At 52.3% G+C, this 18,740-nt stretch carries 16 protein-coding genes; 9 read left to right on the forward strand and 7 right to left on the reverse strand.

The genetic code is table 11. The features are described 5' to 3' along the window. Window positions 1–48 precede the first annotated feature (48 nt). Window positions 49–513 carry a hypothetical protein gene (locus HCX89_RS11290; RefSeq protein ID WP_167716086.1) on the reverse strand — a complete coding sequence of 155 codons (465 nt, stop codon included), beginning with the start codon at window positions 511–513 and terminating at the stop codon, window positions 49–51. Between the two features lie 282 nt (window positions 514–795). Here HCX89_RS11290 and HCX89_RS11295 point away from each other — a divergent pair, with 282 nt between their 5' ends. After that, the gene (locus tag HCX89_RS11295) at window positions 796–2,277 is read left to right on the forward strand and encodes a hypothetical protein (RefSeq protein WP_144220423.1); all 1,482 of its coding nucleotides are present in this window, start codon (window positions 796–798) and stop codon (window positions 2,275–2,277) included. Window positions 2,278–2,340: 63 nt separating this feature from the next. Here the strand turns inward: HCX89_RS11295 and mgtE are convergent, their stop codons facing one another. Further along, window positions 2,341–3,696 carry a magnesium transporter gene (mgtE, locus tag HCX89_RS11300; protein WP_144220422.1) on the reverse strand — a complete coding sequence of 452 codons (1,356 nt, stop codon included), beginning with the start codon at window positions 3,694–3,696 and terminating at the stop codon, window positions 2,341–2,343. A gap of 22 nt (window positions 3,697–3,718) precedes the next feature. After that, window positions 3,719–4,369 (reverse strand): hypothetical protein, encoded by a 651-nt coding sequence (locus HCX89_RS11305; RefSeq protein WP_167716088.1) that lies wholly within the window; start codon window positions 4,367–4,369, stop codon window positions 3,719–3,721. A 542-nt stretch (window positions 4,370–4,911) separates the two neighbouring features. Here HCX89_RS11305 and HCX89_RS11310 point away from each other — a divergent pair. From HCX89_RS11310 to mtgA, 6 genes are all read left to right on the forward strand, one after another. Beyond that, window positions 4,912–5,964: an endonuclease/exonuclease/phosphatase family protein gene (locus tag HCX89_RS11310; RefSeq protein WP_167716090.1), complete on the forward strand. Its 1,053-nt coding sequence runs from the start codon at window positions 4,912–4,914 to the stop codon at window positions 5,962–5,964. Window positions 5,965–6,127: 163 nt separating this feature from the next. Further along, window positions 6,128–7,318, forward strand: coding sequence for a class I SAM-dependent rRNA methyltransferase (locus tag HCX89_RS11315; RefSeq protein ID WP_144216899.1), 1,191 nt, complete (start codon window positions 6,128–6,130; stop codon window positions 7,316–7,318). Between the two features lie 193 nt (window positions 7,319–7,511). Next, window positions 7,512–8,252, forward strand: coding sequence for a sporulation protein (locus tag HCX89_RS11320; protein ID WP_028781102.1), 741 nt, complete (start codon window positions 7,512–7,514; stop codon window positions 8,250–8,252). An 80-nt stretch (window positions 8,253–8,332) separates the two neighbouring features. Continuing rightward, window positions 8,333–8,758 carry a thioredoxin TrxC gene (gene trxC, locus HCX89_RS11325; RefSeq protein ID WP_028781103.1) on the forward strand — a complete coding sequence of 142 codons (426 nt, stop codon included), beginning with the start codon at window positions 8,333–8,335 and terminating at the stop codon, window positions 8,756–8,758. Beyond that, a complete protein-coding gene (locus HCX89_RS11330; protein WP_051472849.1) occupies window positions 8,734–9,402 on the forward strand; it encodes an alpha/beta hydrolase in 669 nt (222 codons plus the stop codon). The genes trxC and HCX89_RS11330 overlap by 25 nt, the downstream gene beginning before the upstream one ends. Before the next feature lie 206 nt (window positions 9,403–9,608). Then, entirely contained in the window at window positions 9,609–10,325 is a 717-nt protein-coding gene (gene mtgA, locus HCX89_RS11335; RefSeq protein ID WP_037475400.1) for a monofunctional biosynthetic peptidoglycan transglycosylase, read from the forward strand. Window positions 10,326–10,371: 46 nt separating this feature from the next. Here mtgA and HCX89_RS11340 read toward each other — a convergent pair whose 3' ends face one another. Next, window positions 10,372–11,574 carry a porin gene (locus HCX89_RS11340; protein WP_107005528.1) on the reverse strand — a complete coding sequence of 401 codons (1,203 nt, stop codon included), beginning with the start codon at window positions 11,572–11,574 and terminating at the stop codon, window positions 10,372–10,374. Between the two features lie 632 nt (window positions 11,575–12,206). Between HCX89_RS11340 and HCX89_RS11345 the strand changes: the two genes are divergently transcribed. Continuing rightward, on the forward strand, window positions 12,207–13,409 hold the full coding sequence (locus HCX89_RS11345) for a NupC/NupG family nucleoside CNT transporter (protein WP_107005583.1): 1,203 nt from the start codon (window positions 12,207–12,209) through the stop codon (window positions 13,407–13,409). 32 nt (window positions 13,410–13,441) lie between these two features. Here the strand turns inward: HCX89_RS11345 and HCX89_RS11350 are convergent, their stop codons facing one another. Continuing rightward, on the reverse strand, window positions 13,442–15,184 hold the full coding sequence (locus HCX89_RS11350) for a diguanylate cyclase (protein ID WP_167716091.1): 1,743 nt from the start codon (window positions 15,182–15,184) through the stop codon (window positions 13,442–13,444). Window positions 15,185–15,302: 118 nt separating this feature from the next. After that, window positions 15,303–15,746: an Lrp/AsnC family transcriptional regulator gene (locus tag HCX89_RS11355; protein ID WP_144158747.1), complete on the reverse strand. Its 444-nt coding sequence runs from the start codon at window positions 15,744–15,746 to the stop codon at window positions 15,303–15,305. A gap of 108 nt (window positions 15,747–15,854) precedes the next feature. Between HCX89_RS11355 and HCX89_RS11360 the strand changes: the two genes are divergently transcribed. Continuing rightward, window positions 15,855–16,439, forward strand: coding sequence for a LysE family translocator (locus tag HCX89_RS11360; RefSeq protein WP_117200305.1), 585 nt, complete (start codon window positions 15,855–15,857; stop codon window positions 16,437–16,439). Window positions 16,440–16,516: 77 nt separating this feature from the next. Here HCX89_RS11360 and HCX89_RS11365 read toward each other — a convergent pair whose 3' ends face one another. After that, entirely contained in the window at window positions 16,517–18,544 is a 2,028-nt protein-coding gene (locus tag HCX89_RS11365) for a S9 family peptidase (protein WP_167716093.1), read from the reverse strand. Window positions 18,545–18,740 lie beyond the last annotated feature (196 nt).

Here is an 18,740-nt window from a genome sequence, read left to right on the forward strand (position 1 = left end):
ACAAGTGTGAGAGATTGCCCCTAGCATTAGCGCCATTTGGAGTCATCTTTATTTTATATACCTGGGGCTGTTATCACCGAAATCCATGATGGCCAGCTCGCTTTGGTTTGCCGCGCCGTCAATGATTCGTTTGACCAGTGACAAACAGTCGCGAAAGCTCTGCTCTGCTTGGCCCAGACAGTTATGGTGCACTATGGCGCCGTGGCTGAGTATGCCAAGGGCTGTGAGCCGGGTCTGAAACTCCCGGGCAAATGCCTGTATCTGCCCGGCTTCATCGTCGCCGGATAAATACTCAAGCGCTAAGAAAAGCACTGAATCGCTGAGCTTTTCGACACATTCGGCGTCGAGCTCAAATTCAGTAATGAGTGTATTGAGTATCTCGATTGACGCGGCCACCTCAGTATTCAGCTGGATAATCAGCATATAAGGAGCGTCATAGTCGTCGAGTCGATTGAGATAGCGTTGTACTTTGTCGGTGGGTTGGGCGCTTTGCCACTGTGCAATACCTTGCATATGTTTCCCTGTCATGGCGGCCTAGAGGCCTGTCCAGTGATTTATCCCGCTGAGCCTGCCTAGGTTGGGCTTGTCAGCGAAATGGCCGACGGGGATTATCCCACTCTCTTGCTTTACTGCAAAGTTTGCAAAGGTAAATCTTTGAGGTTGCCCATTGTTTACTCGATTTCCTCTGAAGCAGAGTTTTCCGGTAACATCTCGCAGTGACAGAGCCTGCCGATGCAGGCATCTGTGCCGTTATTTCGTCTTTTTCACACGAGTATGGGAGGTAGTGTGGTGCGCATGGAAGCAATAGAGGAAGGTTTCAAGTTAGTGGCCGAGGCCAAGTTCCGTAACAAGTCTGCTCTGGATAGAGCCAGAAAAATCTGGTCGGGGAACAATGTGAAGCCTTGCCTGGATAAGTTTGTTTTTCTCTTGAAAACGACTGATTGGAGCAATCAAGCTGAAGCCGAATTGTGTGCCAAGGTTGCCGTTGCCCTGTGCTCATCAAAAATATCCATTGCTTCAAGCATCATCTCTGCCAAATCCCCTGAGATTATCGCCGTTACCAATACTCTCCTGGACCGAGGGGAGTGTGAGCTTATCGCTGATCCCAAATCTAACTTCAGCTCGGTAGAGCTGGCCCTAACCCTGTGCCAGCTTTATTTCTATCATGGCTACGCTGACCCACAGACCCGCGCCTCGATAGCTCCGACTGTAGTAAAAATGCTGGAGTTGTACCCTAACCTTGATTGTTCCCTGGCGCTGGGGTGTATCTCCTGTCATCCGCAAGCCGAGAGCCTTTATGCGAGGGTGATATATGCCTGTATGCTCAATCGTGACATCTATCAGCATTGTCCTGCAATAGCCGATATTGCCAGAGATATGCTGGCGGCCGGTGAATACAAAGGCTTTTTGTATAAGCACTCTTTGAAAGTCTTTGAGAAAGTTATCTCCTTCAAAGAGAGCTGGGATGCATCTGAACTCGGCTACCTTATTGAAAGTTTGCTCCTTGAGCCTCTTGATTTGGAAATGCGCAGCCAGGCAGAGTTAATCGAATCGAATCATAGGCTTGCCAAGGTGTTAAAGAACAAGTCGGATAAAAAATATTATAAGCAACAGGCCGAGTATATTGAGCATCATTATCCGGAGTTTATTAGCCTCAATCGCCAGGAGGCAGCTCGCAAGTTGGCTGTGTCCCGGAAGTTTTATGATTTTGCTTGCCGCGTTGCCGGGCAATATGCTGCCATCAATGACAAGGCCAGACAGCTGTCTGAGCTGCTGCTCGAGGCCAATCGCTTTGCCAAAGGCCCGAAAAAGTTTGCCCCCGCGTCAACTGCGGTGAATAGTTTTAAAGATTTCGGGTTGAAGTTGCTGGTTATTGAAGAACTTATGTATAGACAAGACTCGCTTTCGCCCAAGTTTTCATTGGCGGAGTTTGCCGCAGAGTATTGTGGTGGCGAAATTGAGCGCAATGATGCCGGGGAGATACCACAGGTGATAGATTTTTATCAGGCGCTGGATATTGCCGATACGGAACTGGCAAAGGTAACCGAGCTCTATCAGGACGATGGTTTATCCGGTGGGGCTGAGGTCTATTACAATATCAATCCTTATTGGGATCCCGGATGCGGCGACAGCATATTGGCGGTGAAGGATATCGCGGCTGAAGACTTAAGCCTGCTTCCCAATCTTAAATTGATCACCACCACTGACCTTAACAACCTGAGCGCAGGTTTTATTGCGGCAGCCGAAAAACGCGGCGTTAAGGTTATCGAAGAGTGAAGTTAAGCCGTTTTGGGATGGCACAACCTGGCTTGGTTTCAGCATAGGTTGTGCCAAGGCCAATTAACTACTGACAGGCGGAAAATCCAAAATAGCGGTGGCGACATTGAAGTAGACGATGACACCTATGATATCGGCTATCGAAGTCACCAGCGGCGCGCTGGCCGAGGCCGGATCCAACTTGAACTTGCTCAGCAAGAAGGGCAGGGACATGCCTATCAGGCTGCCGATAATCACCACAAGCTGCATGGTCAGGGCGACCACCAGGGCGATATCACCGCCGCGCCAATAACCCAGGGTAAATACCGCAATGGCCATGGTGGCACCCAGCAAGCCGGCTACAAACAGCTCTTTGGCCAGTAGCGACAGCCAGTCTTTGAGAACGACCTCCCCGGTGGCCAGCGCCCTGACCATCAAGGTGGCAGACTGCGAACCGGCGTTGCCACTGCTGCCGATGAGCAGTGGCAAGAAGAACACCAGGGCAACATAGGCTGTGATGGTATCTTCAAAGTAGGCGATCCCTGTGCCGGAAAACACATTGCCGAACACCAGCAACACCAGCCAAAAGACTCGCTTACGATAGAGCATGCCAATGCTGGCTTCCTTGAAAGAGCAGGCCAACTGCCCCACTGCGCCGTGTTTGCTGAATTCGGCATCGGCCTGGGCACTGGCCACATCCATGGCATCATCATAAGTGACTATGCCAACCAGTTGGTCGTTGCCGTTGACCACGGGCAGCGCCAGCAGATCATAGTGGGCTATCATCTGCGCCGCTTCTTCTTTGAAGGCTTCCGCTTCTATGGCAATGGTCTGCTCTTTCATAAAGTCTTTCACCAACGCCTTGGGCGGCGCGATGATGAGCTGACGCAGCGACACATTGCCTATCAGGCGTCCGCGCTCATCCACCACATAGGTCTGGTAAATGGTTTCCAGATCCGCTGCCACTTTCCTCAGGCTGTCTATGGCCTCTTCTGCGGTTTGATTGACCCGCAGCAGGGCATAGTCAGAGGTCATAATGGAGCCGACCTTGGAGTCATCATAGGCCGCCAGGGTACGCATGTCCTCGCGTTCCGCCTTGGCCAGTGTCGGCAGCAGCAGGGCTTGCTGCTCAATCTCCAACTCGTTGTAGAGGTCGGCGCGCTCGTCCGCCGCCATCTCCATGATAATTTTCCCAAGGGTTTGATGATCCAGTGCTTCCGCCAGCAGTTTTTGCTGCAGATGGGACAGATACCGCAGCAGCGCCGCCGCGGTTTTGGGCTGGCACAGGGTCAGTATTGAGGCCGTTTGCTGGCTGTCGAAAGCCGGCAGCACGGCGGCTATGTCCGCCGGGTGCAGCTCGGATGCCAGCATCTGCATCGCCTTGGCGTCTTTGTTGGCCAGAATAAGGTGCAGGTTGAGTATGATGTTGTTGCTGTTCATAGGTCATTCTCCCAATGAGCTATCAAGAAAAGAAAAATTGTATGCCGGCGCCAAATTGGCGGGCGCCACCGCCATACTGATTGCCATAACCCAATTGCCACTGCCAATGGGCGCTGGGTTGGTTTTGCCAGAGTAGCTGGTAGCCATAGTCGCCTTGGCCCAGATACTGGTTTTCAAACAGCAGGGTTTGCTGCTGAACTTTGAAGCCGGCTCCCAGGCCAAAAATCATCGCCGGGCCTTCACCAGACTCCAGGCTCAGCCCCAAGTTGTTGCGTACAAAGAAGCCCTGGGTGGCAATCGGCAGATCGCTACTTACCAGGGCGTGACCCTGCCAGCCATCTCTGTGATGACGCCCCAGCTCCAGTGCCAGAGCCTGGGATAAGCCGTTTGTGGCCAGCGGTTGTTTGTAGCCGAGTTGCCAGCCGCGGCTCTCATGCCTGTCCCAGGGGGCATCCCGGTTGTCTGTTTGCAGTTCCAGCGCCAACTCGCCGCCAAAGACGGCTTGGTTGAGCCCCAGGGCAAAGCCGTTGTTGCCCGCTTGTCGTTGCCAGTCGACAGCGAGCTCTGTGGCAGCGGCAATATCGGGATCTTCCAGTAACTGAATGCCGGCATGCAGTTGTCCATGCCAGAGCAGGCCGCCCAGCAGCAGCGCATTGGTATATCTGAGTTTCATGTTTGTTCCTCCTGTGTGGGGGAACACTCAAGGTCGTAGATGGGGCAGCAAGGCTACCCGAAGCAAACCTGTGTTGGTGCAAGCGCATTAAGCTGACAGCCACAGGGGATCGCTGCGGCATGCTCGCGCATGCAAAGCTCAAAAGGTTTTAATGGGGAGTAACGGAAAAGGGATTCTTTACTACGCTACTGCCAGGCCTGGCAGTAGTTTGCGAAGCTGCAGACTAGTGCCGGGCAAATAATCCTGTCTGACTGACAGGGCATCTACTGTCACCTATGTGTGTGTCCACAGTGGGTCTCCGTATGGTTAATTCAGCGGCGATTGTATGGTCGAAACCAAACAAGTCAAGCGGGAGATTGAAAAAGCCTGTCAAACAGGGTTTTTGAGTCACAAATAGCGGCGGTATGTTGTTTATTTGTTGGGCTATTGGGGTGGAATGGGTAGCCGTAAGGTTGTTTTTTGGGCGCTATTGGACAAATCCCAGCAGCGGCTTAATATCAACACTATCACTCAGCAGAGTTACCGGAGCCGCAACGCTTTTCATGTCTTCCAATATCCGCATCGCCAGCCTGAATCTGTTCAACTTTGCCATGCCGCCGCTGGCGTTTCATGAGTTCAACAACATCTATACCCAAGGACAGTGGCAACAAAAGTGCGACTGGATAGCCCGCTGGCTGCAGCAGGCGCAGCCAGATCTGGTGGGCTGGCAGGAGGTATTCAGCCCCGAGCCGCTACGCGAATTGTGTCAGGCTGCCGGTCTTGTCCATTTTGCGCTGGTGGATTCGCCGGTCATAGAAGGCTTTGTTGCCCGCAAGAGTGTGGTGGCTCTGGCAAGCCGTTTTCCGATTGTTTCCTTGGCGGCGGTAGCGCTGGATGCCGAACTGGCATTTTCACTGGGACTCAAGGATGAGTTTCAAAGCAGTCGTCAGATACTGAGAGCCACCTTGATGCTGCCTGGGATCGGCCACTGTGATACCTATGTGGTGCATTTCAAATCACCTCGCAACAAGTTGCCCAAGGGCGCGGTCGAGTTGCAAGGTGCCGCCGGGCTGCTTGCCGAGAGTGCGCTGGGACGTTGGTCAGCCGCTTTGCAGCGTGGCAGTGAGGCCATGTTGTTGTATCAGGCGATACTCAAGCGGCGCCGGCAAAGCGACAACGCTGTGGTGTTGATGGGGGATTTCAACGCCGGCATAGATTCCAGTGAACTCAAGGGCCTATTGGTGGGCGCCGGACAGCTCTACAACGGGGATATTCGCGCTGCAGGCCTTCACGGCCTGCCTGATGAAAGGTTGAAACTGCAACTGGCACATTTTCAGCTGCTTGACGCCTGGCAGCTCTGGCTAGAAGTCTCTGAGCAAACTGGCGATCAAGTGACAGCTACTCGCCCCGTGACCCATTTTCACGGCTCTCAAGGCAGTGTGGTCGACTATCTGTTGTTGAGTCAGGAGTTTGATGCCCGTAGCCAGCATAGCCTGGCAGAAGTGGTGGATTATCGGGTCTATGACAAACATCTGCTGCGGCCGCAGTTTGAGCAGGATGCACAGGCGAGCGACCATACACCAATACTGGCAGAAGTCCGTTTACGCCATCCTTGACGTTGCACTCAGGTGGGCTAATCAAACGGCCAAAAGTCCCAAAAACGCGCGAAAAAGTTGTCGAAAACTCCTGTGGTGAGCCGACTTTTAGGCTATTATTCGCCCCTTGAAAAGTCAGTCGGGTCATCAGGACCCGGTTGCCGACACTCCAGACAGGCGCATCATGGTACTCAAAATCAAACTTAGACCCGGCCGGGAAAAATCCCTGCTGCGGCATCACCCCTGGGTCTTTTCCAGCGGCATTCACAATATCAAAGGCAAACCACAAATGGGCGAAACGGTTGAAGTTGTTGCCCATGATGGCCGCTGGCTGGGGCGGGGCTCATGGTCGCCGGAGTCGCAGATCCAGGTGCGGGTTTGGAGCTTTAATCGCGATGAAGAGATAGACAGGGAGTTCTTCAAACGCCGCATAGTGCGGGCCCAAAAGGGGCGTGATGCCCTGATTGCCGAGAAGGGGCTCACAGGTTATCGCCTTATTGCCGCCGAGTCGGACGGTTTGCCCGGGATCACCATAGACAAGTATGCCAATGTGCTTGTGTGTCAGTTGCTGTCGGCCGGCGCCGACTATTGGCGCGATACATTGGTCTCTGTGCTCTCTGAGCTCTACCCGGACTGCGCCATCTACGAGCGCTCCGATGTCGAGTCACGTAAAAAAGAGGGCCTGGAGCTGGTTACCGGCCTGCTGCATGGCGAATTGCCGGCCATGCCTGTGGTGATAGAGGAAAACGGTATCAAGATCGCCGTGGATGTGACCAAGGGTCACAAGACGGGTTTCTATCTGGATCAGCGTGACAACCGTGCCATGGCTGCCCGTTTCGTCAAGGGTAAGTCTGTGCTCAACTGCTTCTGTTATACAGGCACTTTTGGCCTCTATGCCGCCAAGGGCGGCGCCGCCAGTATTGAGAATGTCGATGTTTCCAAGCTGGCGCTGGACACGGCGAAGCAGAACATGGCACTCAATCAACTGGACGACAGCCATGTGCATTACCATGAGGCCGACGTCTTCAAGCTGCTCAGACAATATCGCGATGAAGGGCGTAAGTTTGATGTCATAGTGCTGGATCCGCCCAAGTTTGCCGATAACAAGGCGCAACTCAACGGTGCCTGCCGCGGTTATAAAGATATCAATATGATCGCCATGCAGCTGTTGCAGCCGGGCGGCACTCTGTTGACTTTCTCCTGCTCGGGGCTGATGCAGGCGGATCTGTTCCAGAAGATAGTGGCCGATGCGGCGTTGGATGCAAAGCGTGAGTTGCAGTTTATCGAGCGCCTGTCACAGGCTTCGGATCACCCCATAGGTGGCGCTTTCCCGGAAGGCTTTTATCTCAAAGGTTTGGTGGCCAGAGTCTGGTAACTCAGGCCACTTTGATTAACCAGGCATGATCAACAAAGAACAAAGGGGGCCTGGCTCCCTTTTTTGTTCCTAATCTTTTTCAACCACCGCTATCTGTGCTGTTGTCGTCTTGGGTTAACCCCTGGCGCCCTTTACTCTATGGGGAAAAGGGGCTTAAATGCGGCAAGGTCTATTAAGTAAACAGGAACATAGGATGTTTAAGAAACTGCTTGCCGCAATTGGCGTTGGTGGTGCCAGTGTAGATACCCGCTTGCTCAATGCCAGCCTGCAACCCGGGCAAACCTTTGAAGCCAGAATCGTGCTCAAAGGCGGCGAGGTAAGCCAAAGTATTGCCGGCCTGGAGCTGGCCCTAATGACCCGGGTTAAGGTCAGTGATGGCGACAGCAGCCACTTTATCAATCATTGCCTGGCCAGCTGGCGCATCAGCGAGGGCTTTGAACTTCAGGCCGGAGAGGAGAGAGAACTGCCTTTCATCGGTCAGTTGCATCCTGAGACCCCATTTACCGAGTTGCCTGTGCGTAACAATCAATGCCGGGTCTGGCTGCAAACCGGGCTGGCGATAGATTACGCCATAGATCCGGGCGATCAGGATCTGCTGCAGATCCAGCCTACCCAGCTGTTGCTGCACCTGCTGCAGGCCATGGAGGAGCTGGGCTTTGTCCTTAAAAAAGCCGATGTCGAGCAAGGCTATATCAACACCTCTGGGTTTCGCAGTGGTTCAGGCTGCTATCAAGAGTTGGAGTTTGTACCCGCAGGGCTTGGGATCCGCCTTTTGCGTGAAGTGGAGCTCACCCTGGTACCGGCCGGAAAGCAAACCCATATCTTGCTGGAGCTGGACCGGGCCTTTCGCGGCGATGGCTATCTGAGTCTGACCTTGGATAACCAGGCCGATTATCCCCAGGTGTTGGCCGCGTTGCAGCCTCATCTGGTTTGAGTCGACTGGCTTGAGCCTGGCGTGAGTCATCCCCATATCTCACAATGTGCGGCGATAACGCCGCTTGAGAGGAGAGTTCTATGTTGATTGCGTGTCCCCAGTGCGCTGGAATGAACCGGGTGCCGGAAGAACGGCTGTCTCAAGGCCCTAAGTGCGGTCACTGTAAGCAGCCTTTATTTCAGGGCAAACCCTTTGAGCTGACCGGCGCCAACTTTGCCAACCATGCCCACAAGTCAGAGCTGCCGTTGGTGGTGGATTTCTGGGCCAGCTGGTGTGGCCCCTGCAAACAGTTTGCCCCCATATTCGAGCAGAGTGCCGCCGAGCTGGAGCCGGAGTTTCGTTTCGGCAAGCTGGATACCGAGGCTCAGCAAGCGCTGGCGGCTCAGTATGGGATCCGCTCCATTCCGACCATAATGCTGTTCAAAAATGGCCGCGTGATAGCCCAACAGGCCGGTGCCATGCCCAAACAGGCATTCCAGCAATGGCTCAAGAGCCAGCCAATTTGAGGCTGGATAACAGCAAAGCTCTGGTGGTGCTGGTTCATGGCTTCAACAAAGATGAGCGCGACATGGAGTTTCTGGCCCAAGGCTTGGCCCGGCAATACAGTATCCTGTGCCCCAGATTGCCCACCCGTTTCGGCTCACTGCAACAAGCGGTAGCGACATTGCGCCAGGCGCTGGATAAGCAGAATTGGCAGCAGTATCCCAGGGTGCACTTTGTGGCTCACAGTATGGGAGGCTTAATCGTCCGGCAACTGCTGGCAGAGCAGCCGCCCGACAATTTGGGCCACAGTGTGTTTATTGCCACGCCCCATGATGGTTCACCGCTGGCGAGCCTGGCCGATAAGCTTCCGGGATATTCCCGGCTATTTCAGCCGCTGCAATCTTTGCTGCCGGGGCAGCGCTGGGCAAGTTGGCGCGAGGATAGCCAGGCTCATCTTGGGATCATCGCCGGCAGTGGGACTCAGGATCCCTTGGGTACCTTGATTGACGGCGAGTCCGATGGCCGGGTACCCCTGGCGTCCACCCGTTGTGATGATGCTAATGATTGGATGGTGTTGCCCCTGTGCCATAAGGCCATACATTGGCATCAGGATACGCTGGCGGCGGTACAGGGTTTTCTTGAGCGCGGCCGCTTCGGCGCTGACTAACGGGCATTGGTAATCGGCACTGGTTAAGGGCTCTGGTTAATAGGCACTGGCTAAAGAAAAGTGCCACTGAGTCTCCCGGGTGTTCCGGATAAGCTTACAGATTGTCATTCCGGACCGGGTTCGCACCTTGCAAAATACTCAATTATTATTCACAGAGGGTTTCCAGGCTCACTCAGTTTGGGGGAGCTTATTTATCAGGAGCGAATTTGGCCGCGAAAAAAGGATGGTTGAGGCGACTGACAGCCTGGTTGATAAAACTGCTGTTGGGGCTGGTGATACTGTCCCTGCTTATGGTGATTACCCTTAAGTTTGTTAACCCACCGCTGTGGAGTTGGCGTATTGAACGCTATTGGTTTCCGCCTGCGCCGGTCAAACAGGTACAACATCAGGTGCAACATCAATGGCAGCCGCTGACTAAGATATCTGCCAATATGCAACTGGCGGTGATCGCCAGTGAAGATCAGCGTTTTGCCCTTCATTCCGGTTTTGATCTCAAGGCGATTCAGAATGCCATAGAGGAAAAGCTCCAGGGGGAGCGTCTCAGAGGCGCCAGCACCTTGAGCCAGCAAACCGCCAAGAACCTGTTTATGTGGTCTTCGCGCAGCTTTATTCGCAAGGGGGCCGAAGCTTGGTTCACCCTGCTTCTGGAGCTGGTGTTGGATAAGCCCAGGATCCTTGAGTTGTATCTGAATATTGTCGAGTTCGGCCCGGGGATCTACGGCGTCGAAGCGGCGGCGCAGCACTACTTTCATAAGAGCGCCGCCCAGTTGTCGTCCCGCGAGGCAGCCTTGCTGGCCGCCTTGTTGCCCAATCCCTGGCAATATCAAATCAATCCCCCCAGCGCTTACATGAACCGCCGCGCCGACTGGATCCAGCAACAGATGCGGCAACTGGGAAGCGGAACCCTGAAGCAATTGCAATAAAAAAGCCCGCTGGTCAAACGGGCAAACCTGCAAAGGGAGAACAGGTCTAAAAGTTGTATTGCACTCCTATGGCTGCGCCGTCATCTTCTGAGTCGGCCATGCCGGCGAGGCTGGAATGGATCTCACTGCAGTCTTTCCGAGCCTCCAGGAATAGGGTCACACTGCGGTCCAGTTGATAATGCAATCCGGCAAATACGAACTGCCGCTTGAATTCATCGCCGCCATAGGCGCTGGCATATTCGGCACCGGCATCGAGCATGTTGTAGGAGATGAATGGACGCAGGCCATTGATAAATTGATAGGATATCCAAGTTTCCACACCTTGGGATTTTGGCAACATGCGCCCCAAGTTATCGGTATCGTGCCAGGCGTTGTGATTGTAGTTGGCTGCTGCAAACAGGCCGTCACAGCCAAAGCAACCATAGCTGACTCCCATGCCATAGATGTAATCTGTCTCTTGTTGCTGCCGTTGGCCGGTACGTATGATATCTATATCACCCGTGTTGCCACCCAAGGTGAGTTTCCAACCTCCGCCCAGCTGGTAGCCAAGGGCAACTCCGTAGGTGTTGTACATTCGCACTTGAGTGTCATGGAATGAGTCATTCAACATGGAACCCGGAGGGAAAGGATTTATTGGGTCACCACTGGCCTTGAGTTTGGTTAATTCATCTTTAATTTGTGCCTGAACAGCCAACTCGAATGCTCCCCAGCTGTTGCGGTATTGCATGATTTTGTCACCGCGGCCGACACCATTGATTGCGCCATCGCCTTTGTTATAGCTGAATACTCCGGCAGCGTTGCCATCCCACACCATGCCTTGGTTGGTGGCACCGACAACGTCGTACCATACCCCCCATTGCTTACCGAAGGAGAGGCGGCCATAGTTTTCATGGCTGAAGCCGACATAACCCAATCTATTACTGAGAAAATCGTCACTTTCGGCATGTAAGGCACTGTCGCTGCTGTATACCAAATCGGTTTTGCCAACGGCGTTGACGCCCCATTCGAATAGGGTGTCTATGACCCAGCCGTTATTGAGCTTATGGTCGAAGCCGAAGCGTACTCTGGAGCCGGCATTGGCCATCTCGGTTTTTCCCTGGGTGTTGATCACATGCAGTTGCAACCTACCGCCTACAATCACCTGGTTATCCTCATCGCCATAGATTTCGACGGCACTGGCCGTAAAACTTGCCAATATTGATATGACCAATAAGGCTATGGGTTTAATTGCCGGACTTGAACCTTTCATCTTGTTTTTGTTTCACTCTCACTATTTTTATCCGGATTTTATTGAGGCTTTTTCTTTTTGAAAGTGGTTTGTTCTGGCTCTTGTGGAATTAACACTTGTTGCCGAGTTCTGTGGCTAAATTATTGATGGGTTTTAATCTAGGTTGATGATGGTTGTTTTTCTCTAACCTTTTAATTATCGGTATTTTGTATTTTCCTTTGAGTAGGTTTTTACACTTAAGTGAAAAGTGGAATATAAAGCATGATTAATTTTTGTGTTTAATCCGTTTTCGCTTTTCGGTTTTTTGTTGTTTTTTGGTGGTATGGCTTGTTTTCAGGTTGCAGTTGTTGGCTTTTGTGATTGGTTTTGTGTTTTGAATTGTTGCTATATATTTTGTTTTTTTTATTGCTAATAAGAAGATTGTTTGTTTTTTGAACTTACTCTTATCAAGCTTGATCGATAACACTATGAATAGATTTAATAATCTATTATTAATTAATATTCATGAATTTGCTTGAATTCACTGTTGTACTATTGCCGATCACATTGTTTTTAACTTATTCAAGATTATTAAAATCACAACACACTCATATTCAGTTTCTACTGAATTAAATTTTGAGTGGCTAAAAATAAAACAGCGTTAGGTGGATGCTATGGAATATGTAAATTTTTTTGTAGGTATGTTGGCCATTCTTGGCTTGGCACTATTGGCTAACCTTAATAACTGGCGCCAGATAAAAATCCGCTACGTGATACAACTGCTGCTGGTGGAATTGTTGCTGGCTTGGTTCCTGTTGAACTCTTCTGTTGGGGTGACAATAGTGGGAGCCTTTGCCGCCGCCTTCTCCAAGTTACTGGAGTTTGCCAAGCAAGGGACGGATTTTGTATTTGGCAGTGTGACCAATGAGGGGGGATTTACCTTTTTCTTCATGGTGCTGATGCCGATTATTTTCATTTCTGCCTTGATAGGTATATTGCAGTACTTGAGAGTCCTGCCCTTGATCATCAAGGGGATAGGTATCTGTCTCAGTAAGATTAACGGTATGGGAAAGTTGGAGTCATTCAATGCCGTGAGCTCCATGATTGTGGGCCAGTCAGAGAACTTCATTGCCATCAAGAACCTGGTTCCCCACATGACAGACAAGCAGATGTACACCCTATCTGCCACAGCCATGTCCACAGTATCCATGTCGATTGTCGGTTCCTATATGCAGCTTATAGAGCCGCGTTTTGTGGTGACCGCCTTAATACTGAATATGTTCAGTACCTTTGTGGTGCTCAATATTATTAACCCCTATGAAGTGGATAATTCGACCACAGACCAACTGATGAGTGCCGATAAAAAGAGTAGTGGCAAGGTCAGTTTCTTCGAGATGCTGGGGGAATATATCATTGCCGGTTTTACCGTTGCCGTCATAGTCGCGGCTATGTTGATTGGCTTTATCGCCCTGATTGCCTTGGTCAACTATCTGTTTGAGGTGGTGTTCGGTATCAATTTCCAACAGGTATTGGGCTATGTGTTTTATCCCTTGGCCTGGTTGATAGGTATTCCTGCCAGCGAAGCGATGAAAGCGGGCAGTATCATGGCCACCAAGTTGGTAACCAATGAGTTTGTCGCCATGATAGATATGAGCAAAATGGTCAAAGAGGGGGCCTTGTCGGCTCATACCACGGGAGTGTTGTCGGTGTTCCTGGTGTCTTTTGCCAACTTCAGTTCAATTGGAATGATCGCCGGCGCGGTGAAGGCGCTCAGCCCCGAAAAAGGTGCTGTAGTATCCCGCTATGGTCTCAAACTGGTTTACGGGGCGACTCTGGTGAGCTTATTGTCGGCGGTTATTGCAGGCATCATGCTCTAAGCAGTGGGGAGCCGAGGCTCCCCCCTGTTTCTTCAAACCGAGTCTGCGGCGGCCGGTAAGCTCTCTAGCGCCCCTGGCGTGTCGGCACATACACGATTGCGGCCACTGTTTTTGGCTTGGTATAGCGCGCGGTCGGCTCGTTTTACGGCCGCTTCTATCGATTCTGTTGCAATTTCAACCTCAGCCACGCCCAAGCTTATGGTGCAACTTATCCTGTCTCCCGTGTCGGCGGTTAGCTGCATCGCTTCGACATTGAGGCGCAGCTGCTCGGCTCGCTGCAAGGCTTTGTTTAGGGGGGCTCCCGGAAGCAAGATCACGAACTCTTCACCGCCGAAGCGGGCCGCCATCTCGGCTCCTTGGCAGTGTTGCTTCAATAATTTGGCCAGGGCGACTATCACCCTGTCGCCCAAGTGATGACCAAAGTTATCGTTGATCTGCTTGAAACTGTCTATATCCAGAATAAGCACAGAGATAGCCTCGCCATTGCGGCCGGCCAGCTTAAGTTGATAGTCGGCCTCAGAATAGAAATAGCGCCGGTTATAGAGTTTGGTCAGAGGGTCTGTGGCCGCCTGGCGTTTGAGTTCTTCCTGCGAGGCGCGGATATCCTCCAGGATTTTAATCCTGTAGGAGATGATAAATGCCAGGGTCAGGGCTTCCAGCATAATGCCTATGCCGACTCCGTGGCTGCTGAGATAGCTCGGAGAGATCAAGCCCTTGTAGAAGAGCACGGCTATGCCGTTGAAGATCACGAAGAAGCTGTGGCCCACCAGAAAGTACTTCACCAGGGGGTTGCCCTTGCGATAGAGGGAGATACTCACAGAGAAGGTCACCAGCATCATGAGTGCAGCCAGGCTGCTGGCGGGTTTGAGTGCCGCAGAGATATCAAATAAGCCCCAGAACAGGGTCGCCAGCAGTAACAGCAACATCAGCTGCAACGCCTTGTGCTCTGTGGGGTAGAACTGCCTGGTCTCGAAGATGGCCGTCATAAACAGCAGCAGGAAAATCGGCATGGTGATCAGCGACAGATTGAGCATGAAGACGCTCGAGCCGTAGGCGTTGAACACGCTGGCAACTAGACCATAGGATAAGGCTATCCACACCAGACCCGAGATCAGATACAACGAATAGTAGATGTTCTCTTTCTTACTGGTGGCGAAATACAGCAGGCAGTTGTAGAACACCAGTGCCAGCAACATGCCCACCATAAGTGCAATATCATAGTGAGTGCTCACCAGGGCCCGCCGCGAGTTTTCCTCATCCATCAGTGTCATGGCAAACCATTGATGGGAGTAGGCGTGGCTACGAATATACAGGGTTGTTATCTGATCTGGGGCCAGCTTCAATGGGTAGACGCCTGTACCCCGATACATGAGTGGGTTGTCGGCGGCCTGTTCGAGATCCAACTGCTCGTGTCGTTGCAGTTGTTGGCCGCTTTCCTCATAGATGTCGATTTGCTGCACATGGTAAGCATGGGGCAGGTGTAAAAACAGCGGCTTTTCCTGCGAGAGCTTATTGTGCAGGTTCAGCTTGAACCAAGTGACCCTGGCATTGGTGCCCAAGGTGGTGACATTATTGGTTACGCCGAAAGGCTTCTGGCTTGCCTGCTCAAAACCGAGGCTCTGGCTGTCATCAACAAAATAGCCGATTTTGAATTCATCAAGCGCGACGCTGCTTTGTTCTATGTCAACAATGGGAAGCTTAACCTGCTCTAATGCAAATAGTTTTAGGCTTGTTAGCAGCAAAAACAGGCACAGCAACGCGTATCTCAATTCCATTCAGGTATCCATCTTCCCTGGCGCCGGCATGTCCAGGCGCCTCTTTATTGCTCAATGGTACCCAAGGATAAAAAGTGTCGCCAGCAATACCATGCGACATGCGGTTTATCGCAGACAATTATTGACGTTGATCTTTCGGTGAATCCATTACCACCATGGTGGTGATGGATTTGACTTGAGGATATTCTCCGAGGACTTCGGCATGAAAACGTTTATAACTGCTGAGATCTTTGGTCTCGACCCGCAACAGGTATTCGTTGGCGCCTGTGATATTGTGGCACTCTACCACTTCCCTGGCGTAGCGGATATGCTCTTCAAAGCCCAACTGGGATTGTTTACTGTGACTGTTGAGGCCTATGGCCACGTAAGCAATAAAACCTATGTTCAGTTGGCTCTTGTCCAATACGGCCCGGTAGCCCTTGATCAGTTTTTTTCGCTCCAGTTCCTGTACCCGCCTCAGGGTGGCAGAGGGAGATAATCCCACCCGCTCGGCCAACTCGACATTGGAGATCCGGCCATCACTCTGTAGCTCTTGCAATATTCTTTCGTCAAATCTATCCATGGTGATGTTTTGTTGCTTACTTTTCGCTTTAACAGCAAATATAAGCACAAAATTGCGTACCAATCCATCTAGTATTTGCTGACTGTTTATTTCAGGAGTAAAGCAAGAATGGAACCTAATCTGCTATGGCCTTTGGTGATGTTTGCCTTTGTTTCAACCGTGACCCCAGGGCCCAACAACATCATGTTGATGACTTCAGGTGCCAATGTGGGTTTTATTCGCACCTTACCGCATATGCTGGGGATAGTACTGGGGTTCAGCCTGATGCTGTTGTTGGTGGGGATCGGCGTGACCGGCTTGTTTCAGGCCTATCCTTGGTTGCACCAGTTACTGAGTTTGCTCTGTATTGCTTACATGGTGTATCTGGCGCTGAAAATCGCCTTGAGTCGTCCGGGAAATACCAATGAAGGTTATCGCAGCATGACCTTCATTCAAGCGGCATTGTTTCAGTGGCTCAATCCCAAGGGGTGGTCCATGGCGCTGGCGGCGGTGAGTCTTTACAACCCGAGTGCCAGTTGGCAGCAGTTGTTGCTGATCTCTGTAATATTTGCCTTGGTCAATGTCCCGTCTGTCAGTATCTGGACCCTTATCGGCAAACAGTTGAGTCGCTGGCTGACGGCGCCCAACTACGCCCGTGGTTTTAACCTGTTGATGGGCGGTCTCTTGCTGGCATCCATAGTACCCATGCTCTGATGTTCGCTTTCCATGGCATTAATATGAAAGAAGGCGACCCTGAGTCGCCTTCTTGCTTGGATGCCGATTATCGGCGATTAACGTGGGCCCGGCTCGGCATAATGGGTCATCCAGTCTTTGACCTGGTTATACCAATAGATGGAGTTGTTGGGCTTCATGATCCAGTGGTTCTCATCGGGGAAATAGATCATCCGCGATTCCACTCCACGGCTTTGCAGGGTGCGGAACAGCTCAAAACCTTGCCCCACGGGTACCCGGTAGTCCAGCTGACCATGGCTCACCAGCGTCGGGGTATTGAAACCTGCGGCAAAGTAATGGGGTGAAATCGACTGGTAGATTTCCGGGTTTTCCCAGTAGTGGCCGAAGCGGGTGCTGTGCACGGCGAAGTCGGAAGCCATCTGGGAGTACATGTCGTACACGGCGGCATGGATCAACAGCGCCTTGAACGGATGTTTCTGCCCGAGGATGATGGAGGTCAGATAGCCGCCGTAGCTGGCACCACCGGCCACCATGCGATCGCTGTCGATCCAGCTCTTTTGTTCAAACCAGTCGGCTGCCTTGAGGACATCATCCAGAGACTTGTTTTTCCAGTCCGGGTTGATGGCATCGGCAAAGTCCTGGCCGAAGCCGCTGGAACCGTGGAAATTAGGCCAGGCGGTGACATAACCCCAGGAAGCGAAGGTCTGGGCGTTCCAGCGATAGTGGAAACCATCGCTGATGGCGTTGTGTGGGCCGCCGTGTACCAGCATAAACAGCGGGTACTTCTTGCTGCGATCGAAACCCGGTGGGTAGTGCACCCACATCTGGATATCCTGGTTGTTGTAACCCTTGTAGGTCACAGACTCATAGCTGCCCAGATCCACATCCTTGAGCAGTTCGTCATTGAACTGCTCCAGCCTTTGGCCCTTGCCGTTCTTGGGATTGATCGCCAGCAGTCGCGCCGGATAAAGGAAGCTGTCGTTGAGGGCAATCAGAGTACCTTTCTTGCCTATCTGCGGCTGACCATAGTTGGTGTCCTTGGTGATCGCCTTCACTTTGCCGCTCTTGGCATCGATATGATAGATACGGCTGGTGGCGGCATCATCAATGGCGGCGTAGAAGCCTTTGCCATCCGGCGTCCAACTGAACTGAGACACAGATCTGTCCCAATTGGCGGTCAGGGTCTTGAGCTTACGGCTGTGGATATCCAGCAGCATCAGCCTGGAGGTGTCGGCATAGAAACCCGGGATCTTCTGGCGAGTGAAGGCCAGCGTCTTGCCGTCGGGGCTGAAGCTTGGGCGGCTATCGGGCGCTTCGTTGTCTGGTGTCAGGTTTTCTGCCTTGTCTGCGCCTATCTTGCCGAGGAAGATGTCCAGCTTGGGATCGACCCGGTTGTCGGAACCGTAGGCGTTGAAGGCGATCAGTTTCTCATCGGCAGACACATCATAGCTGCCGGCACTTTGACTCGAACGAGGCAGCTCATGGCCCAGCGTTTGAGTAATGGCTTCTATCTCGCCGCCCTTGGCGGGAATTCGGAACACATGCGCCTGACGACGTTCATCCAGCCAGTGATCGAACTGGGCATAGGGCAGGGCATTCCACTGCTTGGCCGAGGTCTTGTTGTCCTTGTCGGCTTTCAGCTGCTCTTGCATCTGCTTCCAGTCTTGCCCGGGGAAGATGTTGCTGATGAAATAGAGATGTTTGCCAACCCATTTGATGCCGTAGACGCCGGTAGGTACCTCTGTCAGCCGCTGGGCTTCACCCGGGCCATTCATCGGCAGCAGATAGATCTGCCCGGCATCGTCTTCATTGCGCTGGCTGACAAAGGCCAGAGTGTTGCCATCGGGAGAAAATACCGGGTTGCTCACCTTGAGTCCGGCGGCAGTCAGTGGGCGTTGATGTTTGCCATCGGCATCAAAGTACCAAAGTTGGGTCGACCCTTTGTCGGCCTTGATATCATACTCGGTCACGGGGGCGATGATATGCTCGCCGCCGGGCGATACTACCGGGCTGCCGATACGCTTGAGTTGCCACAATAGCTCAACCGACAAGGGCTTGCCCGGCTCTGCCCACGCCGATGCCAGTGGCATCAAGAGGCAGAGCAACAGAATTCCAACCTTCTTCACGGAAAGTCTCCTTTAGATACAGATAGTTATTATATTTGGCAGCGAAGGCTGCCTCGGGAGTATATCCCCGGATGATGAAAACAAGCTTATCCGGGCACGGTTTGATGGGATTATTTTGTGTAACTTTCTGTTATCGCTCGTACGGTATCGTGCGAAATTTGGCCGTTTTGTATTGGGTTAAGTCAGGTTATTTATA

The organism is Shewanella sp. Iso12 (assembly GCF_012030025.1).
Lineage (GTDB): Bacteria > Pseudomonadota > Gammaproteobacteria > Enterobacterales > Shewanellaceae > Shewanella > Shewanella algae.